The organism is Actinocorallia longicatena, assembly GCF_039534125.1.
GTDB lineage: Bacteria > Actinomycetota > Actinomycetes > Streptosporangiales > Streptosporangiaceae > Actinocorallia > Actinocorallia longicatena.
On the sequence record NZ_BAAAUV010000024.1, the window covers coordinates 88,926 to 111,304 of the forward strand.

Consider the following 22,379-nt stretch of genomic DNA (forward strand, 5'->3'; position numbering starts at 1 on the left):
CCCCTCGTTCCCAACTCCACGCCCCCAGCCTCCCGCCCCCGGCCCTCCACCGCCATGGAGCGTCCATCCGATCCCCCGGTGGGGTTAACCCCCGCCCCGACGCGGGAAGGCCCGCCTCCTGGTGCGGAGACGGGCCTTCACCGGTGGAACGTGAGCCGGACTAGTCGTCGCGGTTCGCCACCGTGGTCTTCTGGACCTGGAGGAGGAACTCGGCGTTCGACTTGGTCTCCTTCATCTTCTCGAGAAGGAGTTCCAGCGCCTGCTGGGTGTCCAGGGCGTGCAGGACGCGGCGGAGCTGCCAGACCACCCGCAGTTCCTCGGGGGCCATGAGGATCTCCTCCTTGCGGGTCGAGGACGCGTCGACGTCCACGGCCGGGAAGATCCGCTTGTCCGCGAGCTGGCGGGAGAGCTTGAGCTCCATGTTGCCGGTGCCCTTGAACTCCTCGAAGATCACTTCGTCCATGCGCGAGCCGGTCTCGACCAGCGCGGTGGCCAGGATCGTCAGGGAGCCGCCGTTCTCGATGTTGCGCGCGGCGCCGAAGAACCGCTTCGGCGGGTAGAGCGCGGTCGAGTCGACACCACCGGACAGGATGCGGCCCGAGGCGGGGGCGGCCAGGTTGTAGGCGCGTCCCAGGCGGGTGATCGAGTCCAGCAGCACGACCACGTCGTGACCCAGCTCCACGAGGCGCTTGGCGCGCTCGATGGCCAGCTCGGCGACCGTGGTGTGGTCCTCGGCCGGACGGTCGAAGGTCGAGTGGATGACCTCGCCCTTCACCGACCGCTGCATGTCGGTGACCTCTTCCGGACGCTCGTCCACCAGGACGACCATCAGGTGGCACTCGGGGTTGTTCTTGGTGATCGCGTTCGCGATGGACTGCATCACCATCGTCTTGCCGGCCTTGGGCGGCGAGACGATCAGACCGCGCTGGCCCTTGCCGATCGGCGACACGAGGTCGATGATCCGCGTGGTCAGGATGCCGGGGTCGGTCTCCAGGCGCAGGCGCTCCTGCGGGTACAGCGGGGTGAGCTTGGAGAACTCGACGCGGCCGCGGGCCTGCTCGGGCTCCATGCCGTTCACCGTGTCGAGACGCACGAGGGCGTTGAACTTCTCGCGGCGCTCGCCGTCGCGGGCCTGGCGGACCGCACCGGTGATGACGTCGCCCTTGCGCAGGCCGTTCTTGCGGACCTGGGCGAGCGAGACGTAGACGTCGTTCGGGCCCGGCAGGTAACCGGTGGTCCGGACGAAGGCGTAGTTGTCGAGGATGTCCAGGATGCCCGCGACGGGGATCAGGACGTCGTCGTCGGCGACCACGGGGTCGGCCTCGTAACGGTCGCGGCCCGTGCCGGTGCCGCGGCCCCGGTTGCGCTCGCGGAAACGGCGCCCGCGACGGCCGCCGCGGTCGTCGTCGTCCTGGCCGCCGTGCTGGCCGCCACCCTGCTGACCGCCCTGGTTGCCCTGGCCGCCCTGGTTGCCGCCCTGCTGGCGATCCTGGCGGTCACGGCGGTCGCCGCGGTCACCACGCTCGCCGCCCTGACGCTCTCCGCCCTGACGCTCGCCGCCTTCGCCACCGCCCTGCGAGCCGCGCTCGCTGCCGTTCCGGTCGCTGTTGCGGTCCCTGCGGTCCCGGTCGCGGCCGCCACGGCTGCGCTGACGGCCCTCGCGCTGCTGGCCGCCCTCACCGCCGCCCTGCTGCTCCTCGGAGCCCGCGGGACGGTCGGCGACCGTCCGCTCGGCCTGCCGGTCGGGCGCGGGCTTCTCCGCCACGGCCACTGTCTTGGTCTCGGAGGTCACCTGGTCCTCGCCGTCCTCGCGCTGAGCGGCGGAGGTCCGGGCGCGTCGCGCGGGCCGCTCCACAGCCTTCTCGGCCGTGCTCTCGGTCGCCTTCTCGGTCTTGGCCTCGGCCTTGACACCGGCAGCTCCCTGACCGCCGGCGGCTGGGCCGCCCTGCTTCTCCTGAATGGCAGCGATGAGCTGGCTCTTACGCATCCCGGTCGTGCCGCTGATGCCGAGCTGCGACGCGAGCGTCTTCAGTTCAGGAAGCACCATGGCGGACAGGCCGGTGCCGGTCCGGCGCCGCTTGGGGGCGGGCGCGTCCGCGGCCGCGTCGTTCAGCAGTTCGCTGGATTCGCTCACTAAGGGTCCTTCCCAGGGAGCGGGCCTGTATCGGGTGTCCTGCCCGATCAGCCCGGTGATTCGATCCGGCGGGGGCGCCGAATCCGGCGATCATGTGATCGCCGAAAGGAATTTCTGGATACAGCCAGATGATCGCGGACTCGTCCCCAACGAATTCAGAGTTGAAGAAGGTGCACAGGCGCATCGGCAATGCCGACGGGCACATGGCCCCGAGCGGGGCATCTGGTGCGGCTTCCAGCCTAACACCACCAGCGTGCACTTGAATTCCTTGAGGTCAGCGTGTCCGCGAATCGTTCGACCGAACGCGGGCTCCTTCAGGAGCGACGTTCAGTGGGCGTATGTTCCACCCATTACCCAGGTTCTGGGCAATCGATTCACTTTGTGATGCGCCTGTGAACGCCAGGACAGTGGGCCCCGCCCCGGAGATCACGGCCGGAATGCCCGCCGCCCGCAGCCGGTCGACCAGTGCCAATGAGGCCGGCATCGCCGGTTCCCGGTAGGCCTGGTGCAACCGATCTTCGGTCGCGTCCAGCAGCACGTCGTTGCCCATCTTGCTGGTGAGAGCGGCAATGAGCAAGGCCGCGCGGGCAGAATTCGCCGCCGCATCGTGATGGGTGATCGTTTCCGGTAGCAGCCCGCGTGCCCGTTTGGTGTCGAGACGGGTGTCCGGCACGAACACCGTGACCTCCCGTTCCAGGTCCAGACGGACGACTTGAGGGCCGTCCGGGCGGGTCCAGGCGATCGTCAGGCCGCCCTCGAGACACGGCGCGACATTATCCGGATGACCTTCGATTTCCGTGGCGAGACCGAGTGCGTCGCCGAAGCGGGCGCCGTCCGGATGGAGCGCCTTCGCCGCGATGATCCCCGCGACGATCGCCGCCGACGAGGATCCCATGCCTCTGCTGTGCGGAATCCGGTTCACACATGTGAGCCGAACGCCCTTCGGTTCCGAGGCGGATCCGATCCGCTCCCAGGCCTGCCGGAAAACCCTGACGATCAGATGCTTCTCGCCGAGATGGGCGAGTTCCTCGCCCTCTCCGCTGATCTCGATCTCCACGGGACCGTCGATCGGCTCGACGGTCACCTCGTCGCGGTACTCCAGGGCGAGGCCCAGGGAGTCGAAGCCCGGCCCCAGGTTGGCGCTGGTGGCCGGGACCTCGACGGTGACGCTCCGGATCATGCGAGGCCGAGCGCGGAGGCCGCGGCGTGGGCGTCGACCTTGACGGTCGTCGGCGCGGGAGCGCCCGAGATCGCCCAGTCGGGGTCCTTGAGGCCGTTGCCCGTGACGGTGCACACGATCCGCTGCCCGGCCGCCAGGACGCCCTGCTCGCGCGCCTGGAGCAGCCCCGCGACGGACGCGGCGGAGGCGGGCTCGACGAAGACGCCCTCCTCGCGGGCCAGCAGCCGGTAGGCCGCCAGGATCTGCCGGTCGGTGACCGCGTCGATCGCGCCGCCGGACTCGTCCCTGGCCGCGGCGGCCAGGTCCCAGGAGGCGGGGTTGCCGATCCGGATGGCCGTCGCGATGGTCTGCGGGTTGAGCACCGGGCCGCCGGCGACGAACGGAGCCGCCCCGGACGCCTGGAATCCCATCATCCGCGGGGTCTTCGCGGCGATCCCGTCGTTCGCGTACTCCTTGTAGCCCATCCAGTAGGCCGAGATGTTGCCGGCGTTGCCGACGGGCAGGCAGTGCACGTCGGGCGCGTCGCCGAGGGCGTCGACGATCTCGAAGGAGGCCGTCTTCTGGCCCTGGAGCCGGTAGGGGTTCACCGAGTTGACCAGGGCGACCGGGTAGTCCACGGCCAGCTTGCGGGCCAGTTCGAGGCAGTCGTCGAAGTTCCCGTCGACCTGGAGCAGCTTGGAGCCGTGCACGAGCGCCTGGGCCAGCTTGCCCATGGCGATCTTCCCGCGCGGCACGAGGACCGCGCAGGTCATGCCCGCGCGGACCGCGTAGGCGGCGGCGGAGGCGCTGGTGTTGCCGGTGGAGGCGCAGATGACGGCCTTGGCGCCGTCCTCGGCCGCCTTCGAGATGGCCATGGTCATCCCGCGGTCCTTGAACGACCCCGTCGGGTTGAGCCCCTCGACCTTCAGGAACACCTCGCAGCCCGTCAGGTCGGACACGCGGCGCGCCGGGACGAGCGGCGTGTTGCCCTCCAGAAGAGTGACGACCGGCGTCTTCTCGCTGACGGGTAGACGGTCGCGGTATTCCTCGATCAGCCCGCGCCAAGCGCTCACGGCTGCCTCCTGTACTCCGAAGACGGAGTCTGTGTGACCTGCTGGGATGCGCCGAAGTCTATGGGTTATCTGCCCGAAAGCACCTAACCCCGTCCAGCATGTGGACGGGGTCAGGAGGAGAACCGCAGGTCAGACGTCGCCTTCCACCCGCATAACGGACGCGACTTCCCTGACCGAAGAGTGGGTCCGGAGCGTCTCGACGGTCGCGGCGAGCGCGCTGTCGGGAGCCCGGTGGGTGACGATCACGAGCTGGGCGTCATCGCCGCGGCCCTCCTGCCGGACGGCCTGGATCGACACGCCGTTCTGGGCGAACGCGTCGGCCACCTGGGCCAGGACGCCCGCCTGGTCGGCGACGTCGAGCTGCACGTAGTAGCGGGTGATCGTCTCGCCCATGGGCAGGATCGGCAGCGCCGCGTACGTGGTCTCGACCGGCCCGGACGTGCCGTTGACCTTGTTGCGGGCCACGGCCACGATGTCGCCGAGCACGGCGCTCGCGGTGGGCGCCCCGCCCGCTCCGGCGCCGTAGAACATGAGGCTTCCGGCGCTCTCGGCCTCGACGAACACGGCGTTGTAGGCGCCGCGCACCGAGGCCAGCGGGTGGGTCCTGGGGATCATGGCCGGGTAGACCCGGACCGAGACGCCCCTGTCCTCGATCTGCTCGCAGATCGCGAGGATCTTGACGACGCAGTCCATCGCCTTGGCCCCGGCCACGTCGGCGGCCGTCACCTCGGTGATGCCCTCGCGGTGCACGTCGGCGGCGGTGACCGGGGTGTGGAAGGACAGCTGGGCGAGGATCGCGGCCTTCGCGGCGGCGTCGAAGGCCTCGACGTCCGCGGTCGGGTCGGCCTCGGCGTAGCCGAGGGCCTGGGCCTCCTCCAGCGCGTCGGTGAAACCCGCGCCGTGCGTGTCCATCTGGTCGAGGATGTAGTTGGTGGTGCCGTTGACGATGCCCAGGACCCGGTGGATCCGGTCGCCGACCAGCGACTCGCGCAGCGGCCGCAGCAGCGGGATCGCGCCCGCCACCGAGGCCTCGTAGTAGAGGTCCACGCCGAACTCGCGGGCCGCCGCGAAGAGGGTCTCGCCGTCCTCGGCCAGCAGCGCCTTGTTGGCCGAGACCACCGACTTGCCCGTCTTCAGCGCGCCGAGGATCAGCGAGCGGGCCGGTTCGATCCCGCCGATCACCTCGACGACGATGTCGACGTCGTCGCGGGTGACGAGGCCCATGGCGTCCGTCGTCAGAAGATCGGCGGGCACGCCCTCGCGGACCCGCTCCGGCCTGCGGACCGCGATCCCCGCGAGTTCCACCGGCGCCCCGACCCTGGCCTCGAGATCATGCGCCTGCGTCTCCAGCAGCCGCACCACCTCGGTGCCGACGACACCACACCCCAGCAAAGCCACCCGCACCGGTTTCACCGCTCTCCAACCTCCGCATCGAGCCTCAACAGGTCGGCCGGGGTCTCCCGGCGGACGATCACGCGCCCCTTGCCGTCGCGCACCGCCACCACGGCGGGCTTCGGAAGGAAGTTGTAGTTGCTCGCCATGGATCGACAGTACGCACCGGTGGCGGCGACGGCCACCAGGTCTCCGGGCGCAATATCTTCGGGCAACCATAGGTCACGCACGACGATGTCCCCCGACTCGCAGTGCTTTCCCACAATTCTGCAGAGCATCGGGGCGGCCGCGCTCTCGCGGCTGACCAGCGCGGCGGTGTACTCGGCGCCGTAGAGGGCGGTGCGCAGGTTGTCGGACATGCCGCCGTCGACCGAGACGTAGGTGCGGATGCCCTCGACGTCCTTGATCGTCCCGACCTCGTAGACGGTGATGCCGCCGGGGCCGACGATCGCGCGTCCCGGCTCGACCGTCAGGTGCGGCACCGGCAGGTCGTAGGACAGGCACTCCTTGGCGACGATCCGCCGCAGGTTGTCCGCCATGATCTTGGCGTCGATCGGCTCGTCGCCCGCCAGGTAGGAGATGCCGAAGCCGCCGCCCAGGTCGAGCTCCGGCAGGACCACACCGTGTTCTTCCTTGATCTTCACCAGCAGCTCGGCGAGGCGGTGGGCCGCGACCTCGAAGCCGTCCGGCTCGAAGATCTGGGAGCCGATGTGGGAGTGCAGGCCGACCAGGTCGAGCTGGTCGAGGGCGATCACCCGGCGGACCGCCTCGAGCGCCGCGCCCGAGTTGCGGGAGAAGCCGAACTTCTGGTCGTCGTGGGCGGTCGCGATGAACTCGTGCGTGTGCGCCTCGACGCCCGTCGTCACGCGCAGCATGACCTTGGGACGCACGCCCAGCCGCTCGGCGTGGAACCCGAGCCTGGCGATCTCCTCGAACGAGTCGAGGACGATGTGGCCGACCCCGGCCTCCAGCGCCTGGACGAGCTCGTCCGCCGACTTGTTGTTGCCGTGCAGGGTGATCTTCTCGGCGGGGAACCCGACCGCCAGGGCCAGGGCCAGCTCGCCGCCGCTGCACACGTCCAGGCCGAGGCCCTCCTCGTGCAGCCACTTCACCACGGCGCCGGACAGGAACGCCTTGCCCGCGTAGTGGACGGAGCCGTCGGCGAACGCCTGGGCGTACTCGCGGGCCCGCTGCCGGAAGTCGTCCTCGTCCAGGACGTACAGCGGGGTGCCGAACTCCGACGCCAGATCGCGGACGTCGGCCCCGCCGACGGTCAGCGCGCCGTCCCGCCGGCGCGCGGTGCGCGGCCAGACCTGCGGCGCGATCTCGTTGAGATCCGCCGGCGGCGGAAGCGGGTGATCGCCGGGAAGCACGTCCGCGTGCCTGTCCCCAGCCGGATGAACTCTGCTGCTCACAGTCTCTCTCTTGCCGTCTCGCCGAGCCTTGCCAGCCCGTTGCTCACAGTGACGCGCACGGCGCCGGCGAGGACCACTCGCGCGCCGTGCCGTGGGGTGGGCTCCTCGCGGGATCGCTCGTAGACGTCGTGGTAGGCGTCCGCGATGCGTTCCAGCTGGAGCACCGGTTTTCGGTGCCCCTCGAACCCGGCCAGCAGCCCGAGCAGCCTGGACTCACCGTCGAGCGCCGTCAGGTCTCCGGGCGGCACGCCGAGGTCGCGGGCCCTGCGCACGACCGCGCAGGCCCTCTCATGGGCGAACCGCACCCGGAAGCCCGGGTTCTCGAACGTCCTGGGAAGATCCGGCCACCCCGGACCCATCCTTCCACCCCCGCCGTACCGGGGATCACGGCCGATCGCGGCGGCGACCTCTCCGGGGACGGCCAGATGGATCGCGAGCAGGCCGGGCCCGCGCGTCTCGACATGTGAGACATTGGGGGCCTTCGCGATCTCGGCGGCGACCGGACCCGGATCGAGCCGGTTCCGGAGGGCCACCGCGGAGACGTAGGTGTCCTCCCAGGCGAGTGCGGCCGAGGCCACGACGGTGCCGGTCGCGGCGCGCACCGCCGCCACCACCATCGCGTCCGCTTCCCCGGGAGTCACTCTGGTGAGGGTAGCCGACCAGCATGTGGACACCTCAACCCCTTTAAACGGGCCGGTTCCCGCTCGCCAGGTCACGGACGGTCCTGATCAGCTCGTTGGGGTCGAACGGCTTGGTCACATAGGCGTCGACGCCGATCTCGCGACCCCTGACGACGTCGCGGTCCTGCGCCCTGGCAGTGATCATCACCACCCGGATTCCGGCGGTCTCCGGATCCTCGCGGAGCTTGACGGCGGTCTCCCAGCCGTCGAGCCGGGGCATCATCACGTCCAGCGTGATCACGTCGGGGGCGACGTCGCGCACCCGCTCCAGGCAGTCGAGGCCGTCCACGGCCGTGTCGACCTCGAACCCCTCCAGCTGCAGGTTGACGGCGATCAACTGCCTGATGACCTCATCGTCATCCACGACGAGCACGCGCCCGAGACTGTCCGCCACCCCTCAACGCTAACGCCCCGGAGTCCCCCACGCCCCGGAAACAACCCCGTACGCGCGGCCCCCCGATCCCTGGTAGCCTTAACTCCCGTCGCCACCGGCGACATGCTCCCGTAGCTCAGGGGATAGAGCGTTGCCCTCCGGAGGCAAAAGCGCAGGTTCGAATCCTGCCGGGAGCGCAGAGAACGAAGGGTGCGAACCATGCGGTTCGCACCCTTCATCCGTTCCCGGGCGGCTCCCCTGCGCGGGAGCCGCCCGGGAGAACCGCGGGATCACTCCAGGAGCTGCCCCCCGTAGCGCCGGTAGGGGTTCCATCCGCCGGTGGGCTGAGGCCTGGGAGGACTCGCCCTGACCACCGGTTGCGGACGGTGGCCCAGGTACAGCTCGTCGCGGGAGTCCGCCATGCCGTTCCACTTCAGGTTGGTGAACCCCCAGTTCTCCCAGGTGAAGACATTTCCGACCTTCGTCCACTGCTTGTCGATGGGGACCCATTTGTTGAGCGTGGTCAGCGCCTGGGACCTGACCTGGTAGACCTGATCCAGCGTCGCCTCGAAGCTCTTCATCGACTGGTCGTAGGCCTTGCGCGACTCCGCGTAGAAGGGGTTCTTCATCAGGGCCTCGTCGTAGCCGACCTTGGCGAGCTTGATCCCGTCCTGGGCCTCACCCGCGAGCTTGTCGGCCAGTTTGAGCGCGTCCCTGGCCTTGTAGACCTTGGAACCGGCCCGTAGCCCTGCCACCCCCGGGACCAGGCTGACGACGCCGAGCCCGCACTCCAGTGGCTTGCCCTCGCTGCAGCTCTTGTAGGCGTCGACCGCGCCCGCCACCAGGGAGATGCCGCCGAGGACCAGGTTGAGCGGGGGCGGGGTGACCATCGCCAGGACCCCGGAGACGGCCGAGATGTTCCCGGCTTGTTCGTAGAGCACACTGCCCACGGTGCTCACCGCGTTCCCAACGGCGGCCACGGCGGTCTTGGCCGCCTCGACGTGCGCCTCGACCTGGTTCTTGACGAGGCTGCCGACGGCTTTCATCCAGCCGGGGAGGCGGCCGTCCGGGTCCGACATGGTGATCGGGTTGGCGACCGAGTAGCCGTAGCCGTGCAGCTGCTGCGGGTCGTTGGGGTCGATCACCGGGTCGACGCTGATGAACCTCCCGATCCGGGCGTCGTACTCACGGGCGCCGAGATGGGTCAGGCCCGTGGAGTCGTTCGTGCCGCCGACGAAGCCCTTGTCCATGCCGGACGGCCAGGCCGCCGTGGTGCCCCGGGCATCGCCGTAGGGGAGCTGGCGCCTTCGGGAGACGGCCTGGGTGACCGGGTGGGCCGACGCCGTCTGGGTGCCCTGGTGGTCGGAGGCCAGCCAGGTCAGGCCGGTGGAGGTGCGCACGGCCACCTGCTGCCCGGAGTGGGTGTAGTAGCGGGTCGAGGTCTTGATCCCCGCGGTGGTGGTCCGGAGCTCCTGGTCCGGAAGGTAGAGGGTCTTGCCGCCCGGATCGCGGTGGATCAGCCGGTCGCCGTCGGCGTCGTACAGGTTGCCGCTGGTGCCGGTGGTGTCGCGGCTCGTGGCCAGGTGCCCCTCGACGTCCCAGGTGAGGGTCTGGTCGCCGGAGGTGGGCGCGGGCCGGGTGAGGGTGTTGCCCTGATCGTCGTAGGTGTAGGCGGCGTTCACGGCCCCGGCCGAGTCGGTCCTGGTCGTGCCCAGGAGCGTGTGGGGCTGGGACGCCTTGGGCGCCGGGTAGCGGTAGGCGGTGGTGACGTCGCCGGTCGCCGTGGCGTGCTCGACCAGCTTCGTCCGGTTGCCGACCAGGTCGAACGACCAGGTGTGCCAGTACTTCGCCGGGCCGCCCAGGGCCGCCGCCGAGGGATCGGGGTCGCAGTCGCCGCCGCCCGGGGTCCAGGCCTCGGTGAGCCGGCGCAGGTGGTCGTAGGTGAAGCACTGGACGTCCGGGACGCCCGCGGCGGGGGTGTCGGCCAGCCGTGTGACGTTGCCCGTCGCGTCGTAGGTGAGGTTGAGGTCGGTGACGGCCGCGGGAGCGGTCTCCTTCGTGGTCAGGATGCGTTCGAGGCGGCGGGTGCCCTCCTGGTAGTAGAGGCCGGTGTCCATGAACCTGCCGCCCGCGTTGCGGCGGCCGAACACCGCGAGCTCGCCGAACCTCGTGTAGGAGGTGGAGTCGACGTAGGTGGTCGCGCCGATGGACGTGCTGAGCGTGCGCGGCTTGTCCAGGGCGGTGTAGCCCTGGGTGAGGGTCTCGGCGGGCAGGCCGCCGGTGCCGTCGAGGTCGGGCAGCTTCGTCGTGGCGGGCAGGCCGTTCCCTGTGAAGGTGTGCTCGTAGGTGTAGGTGCCCGCGAGGCCCGTCTCGGCCTCCGGGATCGTGTAGGTGACGGTCTTCGGCTTGTAGTCGGTGGTGTAGGCGGTGACGGCGCGGGTGTAGGCGTTGCCGCCCTCGTACCTGGTCGAGGCGGACGGCTGGCCCGTGACGACCGTGTCGAACGTCCACTCGGCGCGCTTGTTGGCCGGGGCCACGGAACCGGCGTACAGCTCCTTGCGGCGGCCGATGGCGTCGTAGGCGTAGATGAGCTTCTGGTCGTCGGTGTCGGTCACCGAGACCAGTTCGCCCGCGTCGTTGTAGGCGCTGGTCGTGGTGCCCTTGTCCGGGTCGGCGACGGTCACGTTGCGGCCGCGCAGGTCGTAGCCGTTGGTCCAGGTGTTGCCGGCCGGGTCGGTGATCTTCTCGAGTTCGCCCTTGCGGGTGTAGGAGTAGGTGGTGGCGTCGAAGTCGCCCGCGGCCGTATCGCCCTTGTACTGGCGCTGCTCGGTCATGAGGCCGCGGGCGTCGGTGTAGATCGTGGTCGGGGTGCCGCCCGCGGGCGGGGTGACGTCCTTGTGGTCGCCTCCGTGGACGGTGGTGGTGCGCCACTTCTCGCGGCCCTTGACGAGGAAGGCCGAGGCCGTCTCGCGGCCCGCGCCGTCGTAGGTCTTGCGGGTCTGGGCCGGGATCTGGGCGTCGGGGTCGCAGGGCTGGGGCCGTCCCAGGCAGGGCTGGAAGAGGTCGGTGACCGGGGCGCCGTCGGCGACGTAGGCCTCGTTGGTCTTCCAGGTGCGGCCGGCGGTGTCGTAGAGGGTGTCGGTGATGATCCGGCCGCCGAGGGTGCCCGCCTCGGGCGCCTGCGACTGCCGGGGGCGCAGCAGGCCGTCGTAGAGGGTGTGGAAGGTCGTGTAGCCGCCGGCGGCGTTCAGCTTCGACGTGGTCACGGCGACCGGGCCGTCGTTCCTGACCCGGTAGGCGTAGGTGGCGGAGGCGCTCTCGCTTCTGGCGCGGCCGGGCAGCCACACCGAGGTGAGCCGTCCCAGCGGATCGTAGGCCAGCTCCGTGGTCCGGCCGTTGTTGTCGACGATCTTCGTGGGGAGGCCCCAGGAGGGCGCCAGCGTGGTCGTCGTCTTCCAGCCGAGCGGGCTGGTGACCGTGCTCGCGGTGACCGGGCCGCCGGTGGCCGGGGTGTAGGCGGTCACGGTCTTGTTGTCCTTGACGTCCCTGGCCTCGACGACCCGGCCCTGGACGTCGTAGACGGCCTTCGAGGAGACGAGGTAGGTGCGGGCCGTCGGCGTCCAGGTCTTCAGGACCTCGGTCACCGTCTTGGCGCCGTTGACCGGGGCGGTGCCGTGGGCCTGGCCGTCGTAGCTCGTGCGCTCGTCGCCGATCACGTCCTTCTCGCTCGCGGGCGCGGTGCCGCAGGGCACCGCGTAGGTCTCCGTGCGGTGGGCGTAGGAGACCAGCCACCGGGCGGTGTTGCGCGGCTCGAAGGTGGTCTTGACGCAGCTCTCGTCGCCGGGGGCGTCCTCGTCGCCCGCGTCGTCGACCTGGGTGACCATCCCGTAGGCGTCCAGGGTGTTGCGGACGGTCGTCGTGCGGACCTTTCCGCCGTCCAGGACGGTCCTGCCGTGGGTGGCGGCCGTGCCGGTGAACCTGGCGTGGACCGCGACCCCGTTGATCGTCCGGCTGGCCGACGGCGCCGACCGCCAGGGCTCGGTGACCTCGCCGGAGACCTCCGCCGCGCCGTTGAGGACGGTCGACTGCCGGGTCATCCCGGCGTAGGCGTCCTCGTCCTCGACGGCCGGGGCGCCGCCCGCCGCGGGCAGGGTGACGGCGCGGGTGCCGGTCGGCAGCTTGTCGCCGTGCATCCCGCGGAAGTAGCGGGCCTCGGACAGGGTCTGCTCGCCCGGATCGCCCTTGCGGGTGCGGACGGTGCCGTAGCCGCGCCACACCGACCAGGTCTTGGAGTCGGCCTTCACCAGCCCGTCGTCGTCGGTGTAGTGCCAGGCCGGGTCGCCGACGTACTCGTAGGCGGTGACGGTGCGCGGCGCGCCGCCGGTCAGGTCGTTCTCGGTCACCGCGGTGACCACGTACTTGTGGAAGTAGTCGGTGACGGGATCGGTCAGGCCGGGCGGCGTCCACTTCACCGGGTAGCAGCGCAGCTTGTTGCTCTCCGGCGCGGAGGGGATCCTGCTGGCCGCCACGCAGTCGGGGCCCGAGTAGGCGACGGAGATCTTCCCGCCGGTCTCGGTGCTGATCTGGGCGAGGCGCCACCAGTTCATCGCGGGCGAGTGATCGGTGGCGTCGACCCGGTTGGGCATCTGCACGCCGGTGAAGCTCACGTCGGGCACCGAGGCGGTGCCGCCCGTCAGGCCGGAGTGGGAGATCCGGTCGAGCCACAGGCCCGCCCTGGTGCCGTCGCCGGGGTCGGGGAAGGAGTGGGTGAGGGTCCAGGACTCGACGGGCGCGGGGGCCGTGCCGTTCCAGATCCGCGTCGTCACCTTCGCCAGGCGCTTGGTGGTCCAGAAGGTGGGCGCTCCGGTGTAACAGGGCGAGGCGGTGCACTCCTGGTCCCACGGGACGTCCGGCCAGGACGTCGCCGTCTTGCTCGTGCAGTTCGCCAGGCAGCGGTCGGCCATGTCGAAGACGACCTGGGCGGGGGCGGTGCCGTAGGCGGTGTCGGAGCGCGTCCCGTAGTCGATCCGGGTGAGGTACCCGGCCCGGTCGTAGGAGGCGAGGTCGGTGGAGGAGCCGTTGCGGCCGTACTTGCCGGTCTCCTTGGCGTACCAGTAGGAGGAGCTGTTGCCGAAGGCGTCGACCACGTAGTCGAGGTTCCACCGGTAGGCCTGGGCGCACGAGGAGCCGGAGAACGCGGCGGCGTGGCACGGCTCGCCCGCGTGGTTGCCGTAGACCGGCGAGGTGAGCACGCTGCCGGTCTCGGCCTTGCCGGACGCCCAGCCGGGCAGCCTGTTGCGGCCGAACCAGTACTGGGTGCCGTCGGTGGTGGTGACGACCCAGTGCTCTCCGTCGTTGTCGCCGTTCACGCCGCCGGTGCGGCGCTCGATCCTCGTTCCGTCGTCGTTGCGCAGATGCCAGCCCTTGCCGGTCTCGAAGATCAGCTCACCGCCTTTGCCGTTGAACGACAGGGTGGCGTTGTCGGTGGCCCAGCACTGGTCGCCGGTCTTGGTGGAGTTGTTGCCGCCGGACATGTCGTCGGTGCAGCTCTTGTACTTGCGCTCGAGGTACCCCGGCGACCAGTCGAAGCCTTCGCCGATCATCGACGGCTGGTTGTTGGAGGAGACCATCCGGCCGTCCACGGACTGCGAGGAGTAGCCGAGGGAGACCTTCGGGACCGGGCCCGGTGAGGGGGGCAGGCGCAGCGGGTAGTTCCAGGTGAAGTCGCCGGAGGAGCCGCCGGAGGTCCAGGCCGACGACGGCTGGAGCGACGTCGCCGAGTAGTCCCCCGACGGGCCCGACGGAGCGGCCTGCACCGCGACCAGGGTGCCGGCGGCCGCGACGCCCGTGGCGGGGCCGGGCGGCGCCACCTCGACGTCCGCCGTGACGGTCTTCTGGTCCTGGTCGTTGGTGGTGGGCAGGACGCGGGAGCCGTCCTGGACCAGCCTCAGCCGGGTGGACCAGTCGGCGCCGTAGGCGTCGCGGAACTTCGCGTAGTCCACGCTCACCCGCACCGAGCCCCGGGCGTCGACGCCGTCGGCGCGGGAGATCCGCAGCACCGGGCCGCCACCGGCCCGCCGGTCGAGGACCTCGACGCGGACCTTCTCCGGCGCCGCGGTGCCCGCGACCGACCGGCCGTCGGGCCGCTTTCCGGCTGCCACGGTGACCGGCAGGGCCCCCGCGGCCACCTGCCGGTCTCCGGACAGGGCGACGACGGCGTCACCGCCGCCCGGCCACACGGGTTCGGCGCCCTTGAAGGGCGTGCCGGTCCGGCCGGGCGGAGTCCTGACGGGTTTGACGGTGGCTCCCGGGACCTCCGGGTCGATCTGGGCCTGCAGCCGGTCGGCGGCCGCGGCGATGGCGGGGATCTGGCCGAAGAGCGGGATCGCGAGCAGGGGGGCCATGGCCAGCAGCAGGGCCGGCCTGGCCGTCACTCGTCGAATGGGCATGAACATCCTCCCGGTGGGGGGAACTCGAGGGGTCGGGGTCGTCAGCGGGTGTGGAGCCGGGCGATCTCGGATTCGGGCAGGACGCCCTGGTGGACGCGGATCTCGTCGAGGTCGCCGAGCCAGTGGTCACCGGCGGCGGCCCACTTGCCGAAGCCGATCGTCAGCGGTCCCGCGCCGTTCCAGAGGCGGGTGGCGCGCGAGACCTCGGCGACCTTCACCGCGTCGACGTAGAGGCGGACCTTGCCGGCCGCCGCGTCGTAGACGCCGACCAGGAACTGCCACTGACCCTGCTTGACGGTCCCGCCCACGGCGGCGTCGGGGCAGCAGGTCTCGTTGTCGGCGGGGCGCAGCTGCATGGACCACCGGGCGACGTTCTGGGCGTCGTGGCGCAGCCCCAGGTAGAAGGGCGACACGGTCGTGCCCGCCTGGGCGACGGCCGTCCGCTCGTACTGGCCGGTCTCGTTCAGCCGCACCCAGGCCGAGACGGTGAACGACTGGTCGGTGTACAGGACCGGTCCCGGCGTGGTCAGCCGGGCGGCGCCGTTGAGGGCCGCGGCGGCGTCGGGGGTGTCGCGGCGGTCCTCGGTCCAGGTCACGGCGGTGGGGACTGCGTCGTTGCCGTGGCCCGAGGCGTCGGCGCCGTCGCCGTCGGTCTTCCACCAGCCGACCTGGGTGGCGCCCAGCTCGGCGAGTTCGGCGGGCGGGACGACCCGGTCCCAGACCCGGACGTCGGAGACCGCTCCTCCGAAGGGGTCGGCCGGGGCCCCGGCGGACCTGCCCCGTCCGATCGTCAGGGGGCCGGTGGCGTCGAAGGGCGCGGCGCCGGTGGCCGTCCCGGCAGGGACGCCGTTGACGTAGAGCCGGACGGTTCCGCTCTCGCGGTCGTACACGCCGGCGAGATGGGTCCACACGCCCTGGACGGGCGCCGTGGCGGAGCTCGCGCGGACCACGGCCGGGGTGTCGGAGTCGGCGGAGGCGACGGCCAGCGACCAGGTGCTCCCCGTCTTCTGGAGGACGAAGGCGCCGGTCCGCGAGCCGAGCTGGCTCACGATCGTCTGGCCGGTGGCCGCCGCGTTGTCCGGCCGCACCCAGGCCGCCACGGTGAAGCTGCCGCCCGTGTTCAGGACGGGTCCCACGGTCGCGGCCTGGTCGTCGACCCCGTCGAGGGTGACGGCCGGTTCGCCGACGAGATGGCCGCGGGTGCCGGCGGTGCCCTGGGCCAGGGTGGCGGGGTGCCCGCGGCCCGAGGAGTCGGCGAGGGTCGTGCCGCCGCTCTCGTCCAGCTTCCAGGCGCCGGCCGGGCCCGAGGCCGAGCCGATCAGGAACGTGTACCGCGTGATGTCGCTCTTGGCGCCCGCGCGGTCGACGCTGCGGACGTGCAGGGTGAGCTGGCCGCCGCGGGAGGGGTCGGCCGGGTCGGGCGGCGGCGGGGTGAGCTGCCGGGTGAGGGCGGCGCCGAGGGAGGGTGCGGCGACGTAGGTGGTGGGCGGGTCGGACCAGCCGAACTCGTATCCGGCGACGTCGGTGACGCCGTTCGGGGTGAAGGTGAAGTCGGCGGTCCTGCCGATCGACCCGTAATAGTTCTCCAGGTCGTCCTTGTAGAGGGGCGAGGACACGCCCGGCGCCTGGTCCGGCCGGGTGGCGTCGATCGCGAACTCGCACCAGCCGCTGTCGGCCTTGTTGACGTCGGTGCCGTCGTGGGCCCTGGCCCGCCAGGCGTACAGGCCGCCGTCCTCCAGCTCGGGCAGGGTCACCCGGCCCGTGGTGCCCGCGGTCAGGTTCGCCTGCTCGACGGTGCCCAGGACCGGGCCGTAGGTGCCGTCGGGCAGGATCCTCGCCCAGTCGGCCTGGAGCTTCATGTCGGTCTCGGGGTCGCCGTCGGTTAGCCGCGCCTTCAGCTCCGGCGTCGTGTCGGTGATCCAGGGACGTCCCGTGCCGGTGACGCAGGCGCGTCCCGAGGTGTCGAGCTGGTCGGGGGTGCCGGGATAGGTGTTGTAGCTCACGGCCAGCCTGAAGTCGTTGAGGAAGTACCGCATCCACCGGTCGGTGGTGTTCTCGCCCGTCCCGCCCGGCTCGACGGCGGCCATGCCGATCGTGTACGTCGGCCAGTTGTCGCGCGCCGCCGTGATCATGTCCGACAGCAGGAGGCCGTTGTTGAGCTCGAACCGCTGGTTGGGCTCGCTGCACGCCTTCTCGTTGGCGTGCTTCGACAGGCTGCCCAGGTGGTACTGGAGCGCCGGGCCCGGCCAGGACTGCCGGGGCGTCGCCGCGATGGCGGCGCTGCGGTAGATGTGGTTCGGCTTGTTGACGCTGCACAGGCTCGTGTGGTCGACGTTGCCGGAGAACTTGGCGCCCAGGATGTGCTTGCCGCGCAGGTCGTGCCCGGTGACGGCCATCGGGAACTGGAGGAACGTGCGCAGCAGCTTCCCGACGTCGACGTCCTTGCCGACCCGGACGTTCGGGCCCTTCGAGTCGGCCGACTGGACCACGTTGTCGGTGGTGGGCGAGTTGCTGTTGTCGGAGGTGGCGTAGGTCCAGCGGGTGACGCCGCTGGAGTAGTCGGGGTCGACGACCACGGGGAAGACGGTGGCGGGATCGTCCAGGAGGCGGGCGTCCGGGACGAGGGTCAGCTCGCCGGCCGCGTGGCTGAGGCCGACCTTGGCGCGGCGGGCCTCGTCGGACGGGCCGGCGACGGGGTCGCGTCCCGGGCCGGTGCCGCCCTTGGCGTCCCACATGAGGGCGCCGCCCGCGGTGGCGACGGCGGTGGAGCCCGCGGCGATCCGCAGGCCGCCGTCGGGGGTTCCGGAGATCTTGACGTCGCCGCCCGTCCGCAACCTGATCCTGCGGACCGCCGGGTCGGCGGCGGCCTCCCTGGTCCTGATGACGAGGGAGTGGGAGAAGCCCGTGCTCGTGGCGCGCACGACGAGGTCGGTGCCGGGCAGGACGTCGCGGTAGGTGGCCGAGTCGTCCTCGACGACCGGGGCGGGGAGCGTTCCAGGCCAGGTCAGGGTGAAGTCGTGGCCGTCCCTGCGGAGGGTGACGGCGGGGCCGGTCCCGCCCGCGGAGAAGCGGACGTCGGCGGTGCTCGCCTTCGGCGCCAGGGTGCCGTCGGGGAGCCGGGCGAGCGTGGTGTCCACGTCGGCCCAGGCTCCGCCGGGACGCCGGGTCCACTGCGGCAGGACGTAGGACTCCATCGTCCAGGCGCCGTCCGGCTCCGCGACGACCCGGGAGGTCTCCGTACGGGCGGACAGATCCTCGACCGGGACACCGCCCTTGCGGGCGGCGGCCGCCGCGGAGCCGGGGTCGGGGGCGCCCCGGGGGACGGCGGCGATCGTGGTCCCGGCGGGCAGCACCACCGCCGCCGGGACCAGCAACACGATCGCGAACAGCAGTTTGTGCCAGCGCACCATTCGGGCTCCCTCGTAGCCTCCGGACCGGGGTCCGGTGAATGGTGCGGCAGCCCGGTATACGGGCCGTATATCCGCAGTCAGATCAGGGTTTCGGGCAGGAGATCCCGGCGCAGACGGCCGTGGCGGCCGCCTCGGGATCGAGCCGCCAGCGGATGATGCGGCGGTCGGCTCCGCCGGAGACCAGGTCGCCCGAGCCGGTGAAGGCCAGGGCCTGGACCCGTCCCTGGTGGCCGGTGAGCCGGAGGACCTGCCGCCGGGTGGACAGGTCCCAGACGATGATCGTGCTGTCGTGCCCGGCGGAGGCGAGCAGGCGGCCGTCCCGGCTGAACGCCACCGCCTGGACCGGCGCGGTGTGGCCCCGCAGGACCGCGGTCCCTGCTCCGGTACCGGGGTTCCACAGCCGCACGGTGAGGTCGGCGCCCGCGGTGGCGATCTCCCCGCCGCCGGGGGCGAAGGCGACGTCGGCCACGGTGCCCTGGCCGGTGACGATCGTCCGGAGCCGGGTGTCGGTGACGGCGTCCCAGAGGCTGAGGCCGCCGGTCGGGCTCGCGGTGGCGAGCACGCGGCCGTCGGGGCTGTAGGACAGCCCGGTGATGAGGGCGAGGGAGTCGGTGAGGGGGCTCGGCTCCGGATGGCCCGGGTCGGCCACCGACCAGCGGTGGCGGCCCATCGCGGCCGTCATGAGCAGGGATCCGGCGGGCTGGAACGCCACGTCGGTCGAGGTGCCGAAGCCCGGGTAGGGGCGCTCCCAGAGTCTCGGGCCGGGGCCGGTCGGCCAGAACGACAGGGCGTGGTCGCGGGTCACGGTCGCCAGGTGGGCGCCGTCGGGGGCGAACGCCAGGGCTTCCACCCGGTCACGGTGGCCGGGGAACGTCCTGATCAGGGTGCCGGAGGCGTCCCAGAGGGCGGCGGAGCCGTCGGCGCTGGAGGAGGCGATCGTCCGGCCGTCCGGGGAGGCGTCGAGGTCGGTGATCTCGCCGCTGTGCCAGCGGAAGGCCGATCCCAGCCGGCGCAGGATCACGGTGCCGCCCAGGCCCGAGGAGGCCAGCCAGGAGCCGTCGGAGCTGAGGGCGACCGAGGTCGTCTCGGCGCGCCCCCTGTCCTGGAAGGAGCGGACGGGCCCGGTGCCGTCCCAGAGGGTCACCAGGCCGTTCTCGTCGGCGATGGCCAGGCGCCGGTCCGCCGACGGCGCCGAGGTCGCCCACCGGTAGGGGTCCTCCCGGGGCAGCGACGTGCGCGGGCTGAACCTTCCCCCGGCCAGTTCCCAGAGCCGGACGCCGGTCTTCTCGTTCTCGGTCGCGAGCCAGCGGCCGCCGGTGTCGAAGCGGATGTTCTGGGCGCCCGGCATGTCGATCCGCCCGGCCGGCCTCAGGGTCGCGGCGTTCCAGATCCGGGGGCCGCCGTCGCCGTCGGCCGAGACCAGGAGGCGGCCGTCGCCGGAGAAGGCCAGTGAGCCGGGCGCCCCGCCGTTCCGGTAGGTGATCGTGCGGGTCGTGCCGGGCTTCCAGTCGAGCAGGGTGATCTCGCCCTGGCCGGTCGTGTAGGCGAGGATCCGGCCGTCGGGGCTCAGGGTCATCCCGCCGCCGACGGCCGGGAGCGACCGGAAGTGCGCGGCCCGGCCGGCCGTCAGGTCCCAGACCGCGACGGAGCCCCGGGCGACGCCCGCGCTCGGGACCCGGGCGACGCCCGCGAGCAGGCGGCCGTCGCGGCTGAACGCGAGGGCCCGGGCGTAGGTCGCCTCGCCCGCGGCCATGTGGTCGCGGTGGTCGGTGAACAGGGCCACGCGTCGCGCGGTGGCGGTGTCCCAGACCGAGACGTCGCCGTCGCTGTCGGAGACGGCCAGCCGGGTGCCGTCCGGGCTGAACGCGCACGACCAGATCGACCGGCTGCCGGTGCGCAGGGTCGTGGAGCGCTGCGCGGCCGACGCGGCGCTGATCAGCGCGCCGCCGGTCTCGGCGTCGGGGAACAGCCGCCGCGCCTCGACGGCCAGCAGGCCCGCCCGGTCCGGATCGGTCTCCAGCAGGGCGCGGGCGGTCAGCGCGAGCTGGTGGGCGCGCTCCACCTTCTGCCGGTGCGCCGCCTCCGACCTCTGGTCGAGGGCGACGGCCCCGGCGGCCACCGCCAGCAGCAGCACCGCCGCCCCGACCGCCAGCAGCCGGGTCAGCCGCCGGTTCTGCCGCCGGACCGTCCGGATCTCGGTGGCCTCGGCGGCCCTGGCCGTCTGCAGGAAGGTCCGCTCGGCCCGGTTCAGCTCGCCCGGACGCTCGGCCGCCCAGCGGAGCGCGGCGTGCAGAGGCGCCCCCCGGTAGAGGGCTCCGGCGTCCCGGCCGAGCAGTTCCCAGTTCCGCGCCGCCTGGGTGAGCCGCCGGTGCACCTCGAGCTCGGCGCGGTCCTCGCCGAGCCAGCCGCGCAGCCGGGGCCAGGCCCTGATCAGCGCCTCGTGGCCCAGTTCGACGCGATCGTCCCCGAGGACGACCAGGTGCTCGGCGGCCAGCCGGTCGAGGATCGCGGTCAGGACGTGCGCGGCGGCCAGCCCGGTCAGCTCGGCCCGGGAGATGGGCCTGCGGGTGTCCTCGGTGCCGTCGCCGAGCGCGGTCAGCCGCAGGAAGATCTGCCGGACCGTCCCCTGGTCGGCGGGGTCGAGCTCGCCGTAGACCCGCTCGGCGGTCTCGGCGACCGCTCCGTGGACCCCCTTCGCCGCCAGGTAGGCCGCCAGGGAGAGCTCGCGGCCCCGGCTCCCGCGCCAGGTCTCCAGCAGGGCGTGCGAGACCAGCGGGAGCGCCCCCGGACCTCCTCCGGCATCGGCGACGACGGCCGCGAGCAGCGCCGGTTCGAGGGTGAGTCCCGCCCGTTCCGCCGGTCCCGTCGCGATGGCGCGCAGTTCGGCGGCGGCCGGCGGGCCGACGATCAGCTGGGCGCCGTCGAGGGCCTCGACCAGGCCCGCGTGCTCGCTGACCCGGGCCAGGAAGTCGGCCCTGACGCCGAGGACGATCGTGGCCTTGCCGCGGGCCGCCAGGAGGGCGTCGATGAAGGCGCCGCGTTCGGCGTCGTCCGCGCAGAGGGTGTAGGCCTCCTCGAACTGGTCGGCCACGAGCAGGACGCGGGGGCCGCCGTCGGGCAGCGCCGCGGCGAGCGCGCCCGGATCCTCCAGGATCTCCTTGGCCAGCCGGTCGGGGCTCTCCCCCGTGAGGTCCTGGACGGCCGCCGCCAGGGCGGTCAGCGGCCGTTCCGCCGGGGTGAACAGGACCGGGGTCCAGCGGCCGTCCTCGCGGGCGAGCCGGGCGATCAGCCCCGCCCTGATCAGGGAGGACTTGCCGCTGCCCGAGGCGCCGAACACGCCCACCAGGGGCAGCGTGCCCACCAGCTCGGCGAGCCGGCCGGTCAGCCGCTCCCGGCCGAAGAACCGGGTGCTGTCCTCCGGCTGGTAGGTCGCCAGGCCCAGGTAGGGGCCGCCGCCCTGCGGCAGGGTGACGCGCCGGGCCGGCGGCGGCCACAGGTCGACCTCCTCGGAGTTGAGGATCGCCTCGTGCACGCGGGTGAGCTGCGGTCCGGGGTCGACGCCCAGTTCCTCGGCGAGGCGGGCGCGGACCGTCCGGAAGACCTCGAGGGCCTCGGCCTGACGGCCGTCGCGGTAGAGCGCCGCCATGTACAGCCCGGCGGTCCCCTCGCGGTAGGGGTGCTCGCGGACGAGCCGGCCCAGTTCGGGGATCATCGGGCCCGTCCGGCCGAGCCTGAGTCCCGCCTCGGCCAGGCTCTCGTAGGAGGCCAGCCTGAGCTGTTCGAGCCTGGCGGCCTCGTCGACGAGGATCGCGCTGTCGGTGAACTCGGCGAAGGCCACGCCGCGCCACTCGGCGAGCGCCCTCCTGAGCAGCTCCGAGGCCTCCGCGTCGTCGGGCTCGCGGCGGGCCTCGGCCGCCAGCCGCTCGAAGCGCAGGGCGTCCAGGTCGCCGCCGGTCAGGGCCGTGTAGCCGCCGGGCGCACGGCTGATCGTCTCCGTTCCGAGGGTCCGCCGGAGCCGGTGCAGGTAGAGCTGGAGGTTGCGCTGGGCCGACATCGGCGGATCGTCGCCCCAGACCGCCTCGACCAGCCAGCCGGACGGCGCCGGACGGTCCGCCCTGGCCAGCAGCGCCGCCAGCACCAGCCGGCACTTGTGGGCGTTGCCGATGGAGACCGGCCCGTCCCCGTCGATGACCTGCAGCGTCCCCAGCACCCGGAATTCCACGGCGATCAGACTCTCCGCCCCGATCATGGACGTCCAGCCGCGGACGTGTCCGGATTCGGCCAGCCCGACCGT

At 72.2% G+C, this 22,379-nt stretch carries 10 protein-coding genes and 1 tRNA gene; 1 reads left to right on the forward strand and 10 read right to left on the reverse strand.

Features of this window, described 5'->3' with window-relative positions:
* Positions 1–160: 160 nt before the first annotated feature.
* The 7 genes from rho to ABD785_RS32845 form a co-directional block, all read right to left on the reverse strand.
* Positions 161–2,134 (reverse strand): transcription termination factor Rho, encoded by a 1,974-nt coding sequence (gene rho, locus ABD785_RS32815; protein WP_344836085.1) that lies wholly within the window; start codon positions 2,132–2,134, stop codon positions 161–163.
* Positions 2,135–2,408: 274 nt separating this feature from the next.
* Positions 2,409–3,314 (reverse strand): homoserine kinase, encoded by a 906-nt coding sequence (gene thrB / locus ABD785_RS32820; protein ID WP_344836087.1) that lies wholly within the window; start codon positions 3,312–3,314, stop codon positions 2,409–2,411.
* Complete coding sequence (gene thrC / locus ABD785_RS32825; protein ID WP_344836090.1) at positions 3,311–4,366, reverse strand: threonine synthase; 1,056 nt, start codon at positions 4,364–4,366, stop codon at positions 3,311–3,313. Before thrC ends, thrB begins: the two co-directional genes overlap by 4 nt.
* A 129-nt stretch (positions 4,367–4,495) precedes the next feature.
* Complete coding sequence (locus tag ABD785_RS32830) at positions 4,496–5,764, reverse strand: homoserine dehydrogenase (protein WP_344836093.1); 1,269 nt, start codon at positions 5,762–5,764, stop codon at positions 4,496–4,498.
* 11 nt (positions 5,765–5,775) lie between these two features.
* Positions 5,776–7,173 (reverse strand): diaminopimelate decarboxylase, encoded by a 1,398-nt coding sequence (gene lysA, locus ABD785_RS32835; protein WP_344836096.1) that lies wholly within the window; start codon positions 7,171–7,173, stop codon positions 5,776–5,778.
* Positions 7,170–7,814: an anticodon-binding protein gene (locus ABD785_RS32840; protein ID WP_344836098.1), complete on the reverse strand. Its 645-nt coding sequence runs from the start codon at positions 7,812–7,814 to the stop codon at positions 7,170–7,172. Before ABD785_RS32840 ends, lysA begins: the two co-directional genes overlap by 4 nt.
* Positions 7,815–7,857: 43 nt before the next feature.
* A complete protein-coding gene (locus ABD785_RS32845) occupies positions 7,858–8,226 on the reverse strand; it encodes a response regulator transcription factor (protein ID WP_344836137.1) in 369 nt (122 codons plus the stop codon).
* 125 nt (positions 8,227–8,351) lie between these two features.
* On the opposite strand from ABD785_RS32845, the gene ABD785_RS32850 reads away from it, so the two are divergent.
* Positions 8,352–8,423, forward strand: a tRNA-Arg gene (locus tag ABD785_RS32850).
* Positions 8,424–8,516: 93 nt separating this feature from the next.
* On the opposite strand, the gene ABD785_RS32855 is transcribed toward ABD785_RS32850, so the two are convergent.
* The 3 genes from ABD785_RS32855 to ABD785_RS32865 form a co-directional block, all read right to left on the reverse strand.
* Positions 8,517–14,675 carry an RHS repeat-associated core domain-containing protein gene (locus ABD785_RS32855; protein ID WP_344836100.1) on the reverse strand — a complete coding sequence of 2,053 codons (6,159 nt, stop codon included), beginning with the start codon at positions 14,673–14,675 and terminating at the stop codon, positions 8,517–8,519.
* Between the two features lie 41 nt (positions 14,676–14,716).
* Positions 14,717–18,085: a LamG domain-containing protein gene (locus ABD785_RS32860; RefSeq protein WP_344836103.1), complete on the reverse strand. Its 3,369-nt coding sequence runs from the start codon at positions 18,083–18,085 to the stop codon at positions 14,717–14,719.
* 82 nt (positions 18,086–18,167) lie between these two features.
* The gene (locus ABD785_RS32865; RefSeq protein WP_344836106.1) at positions 18,168–22,307 is read right to left on the reverse strand and encodes an nSTAND1 domain-containing NTPase; all 4,140 of its coding nucleotides are present in this window, start codon (positions 22,305–22,307) and stop codon (positions 18,168–18,170) included.
* Positions 22,308–22,379: the final 72 nt, after the last annotated feature.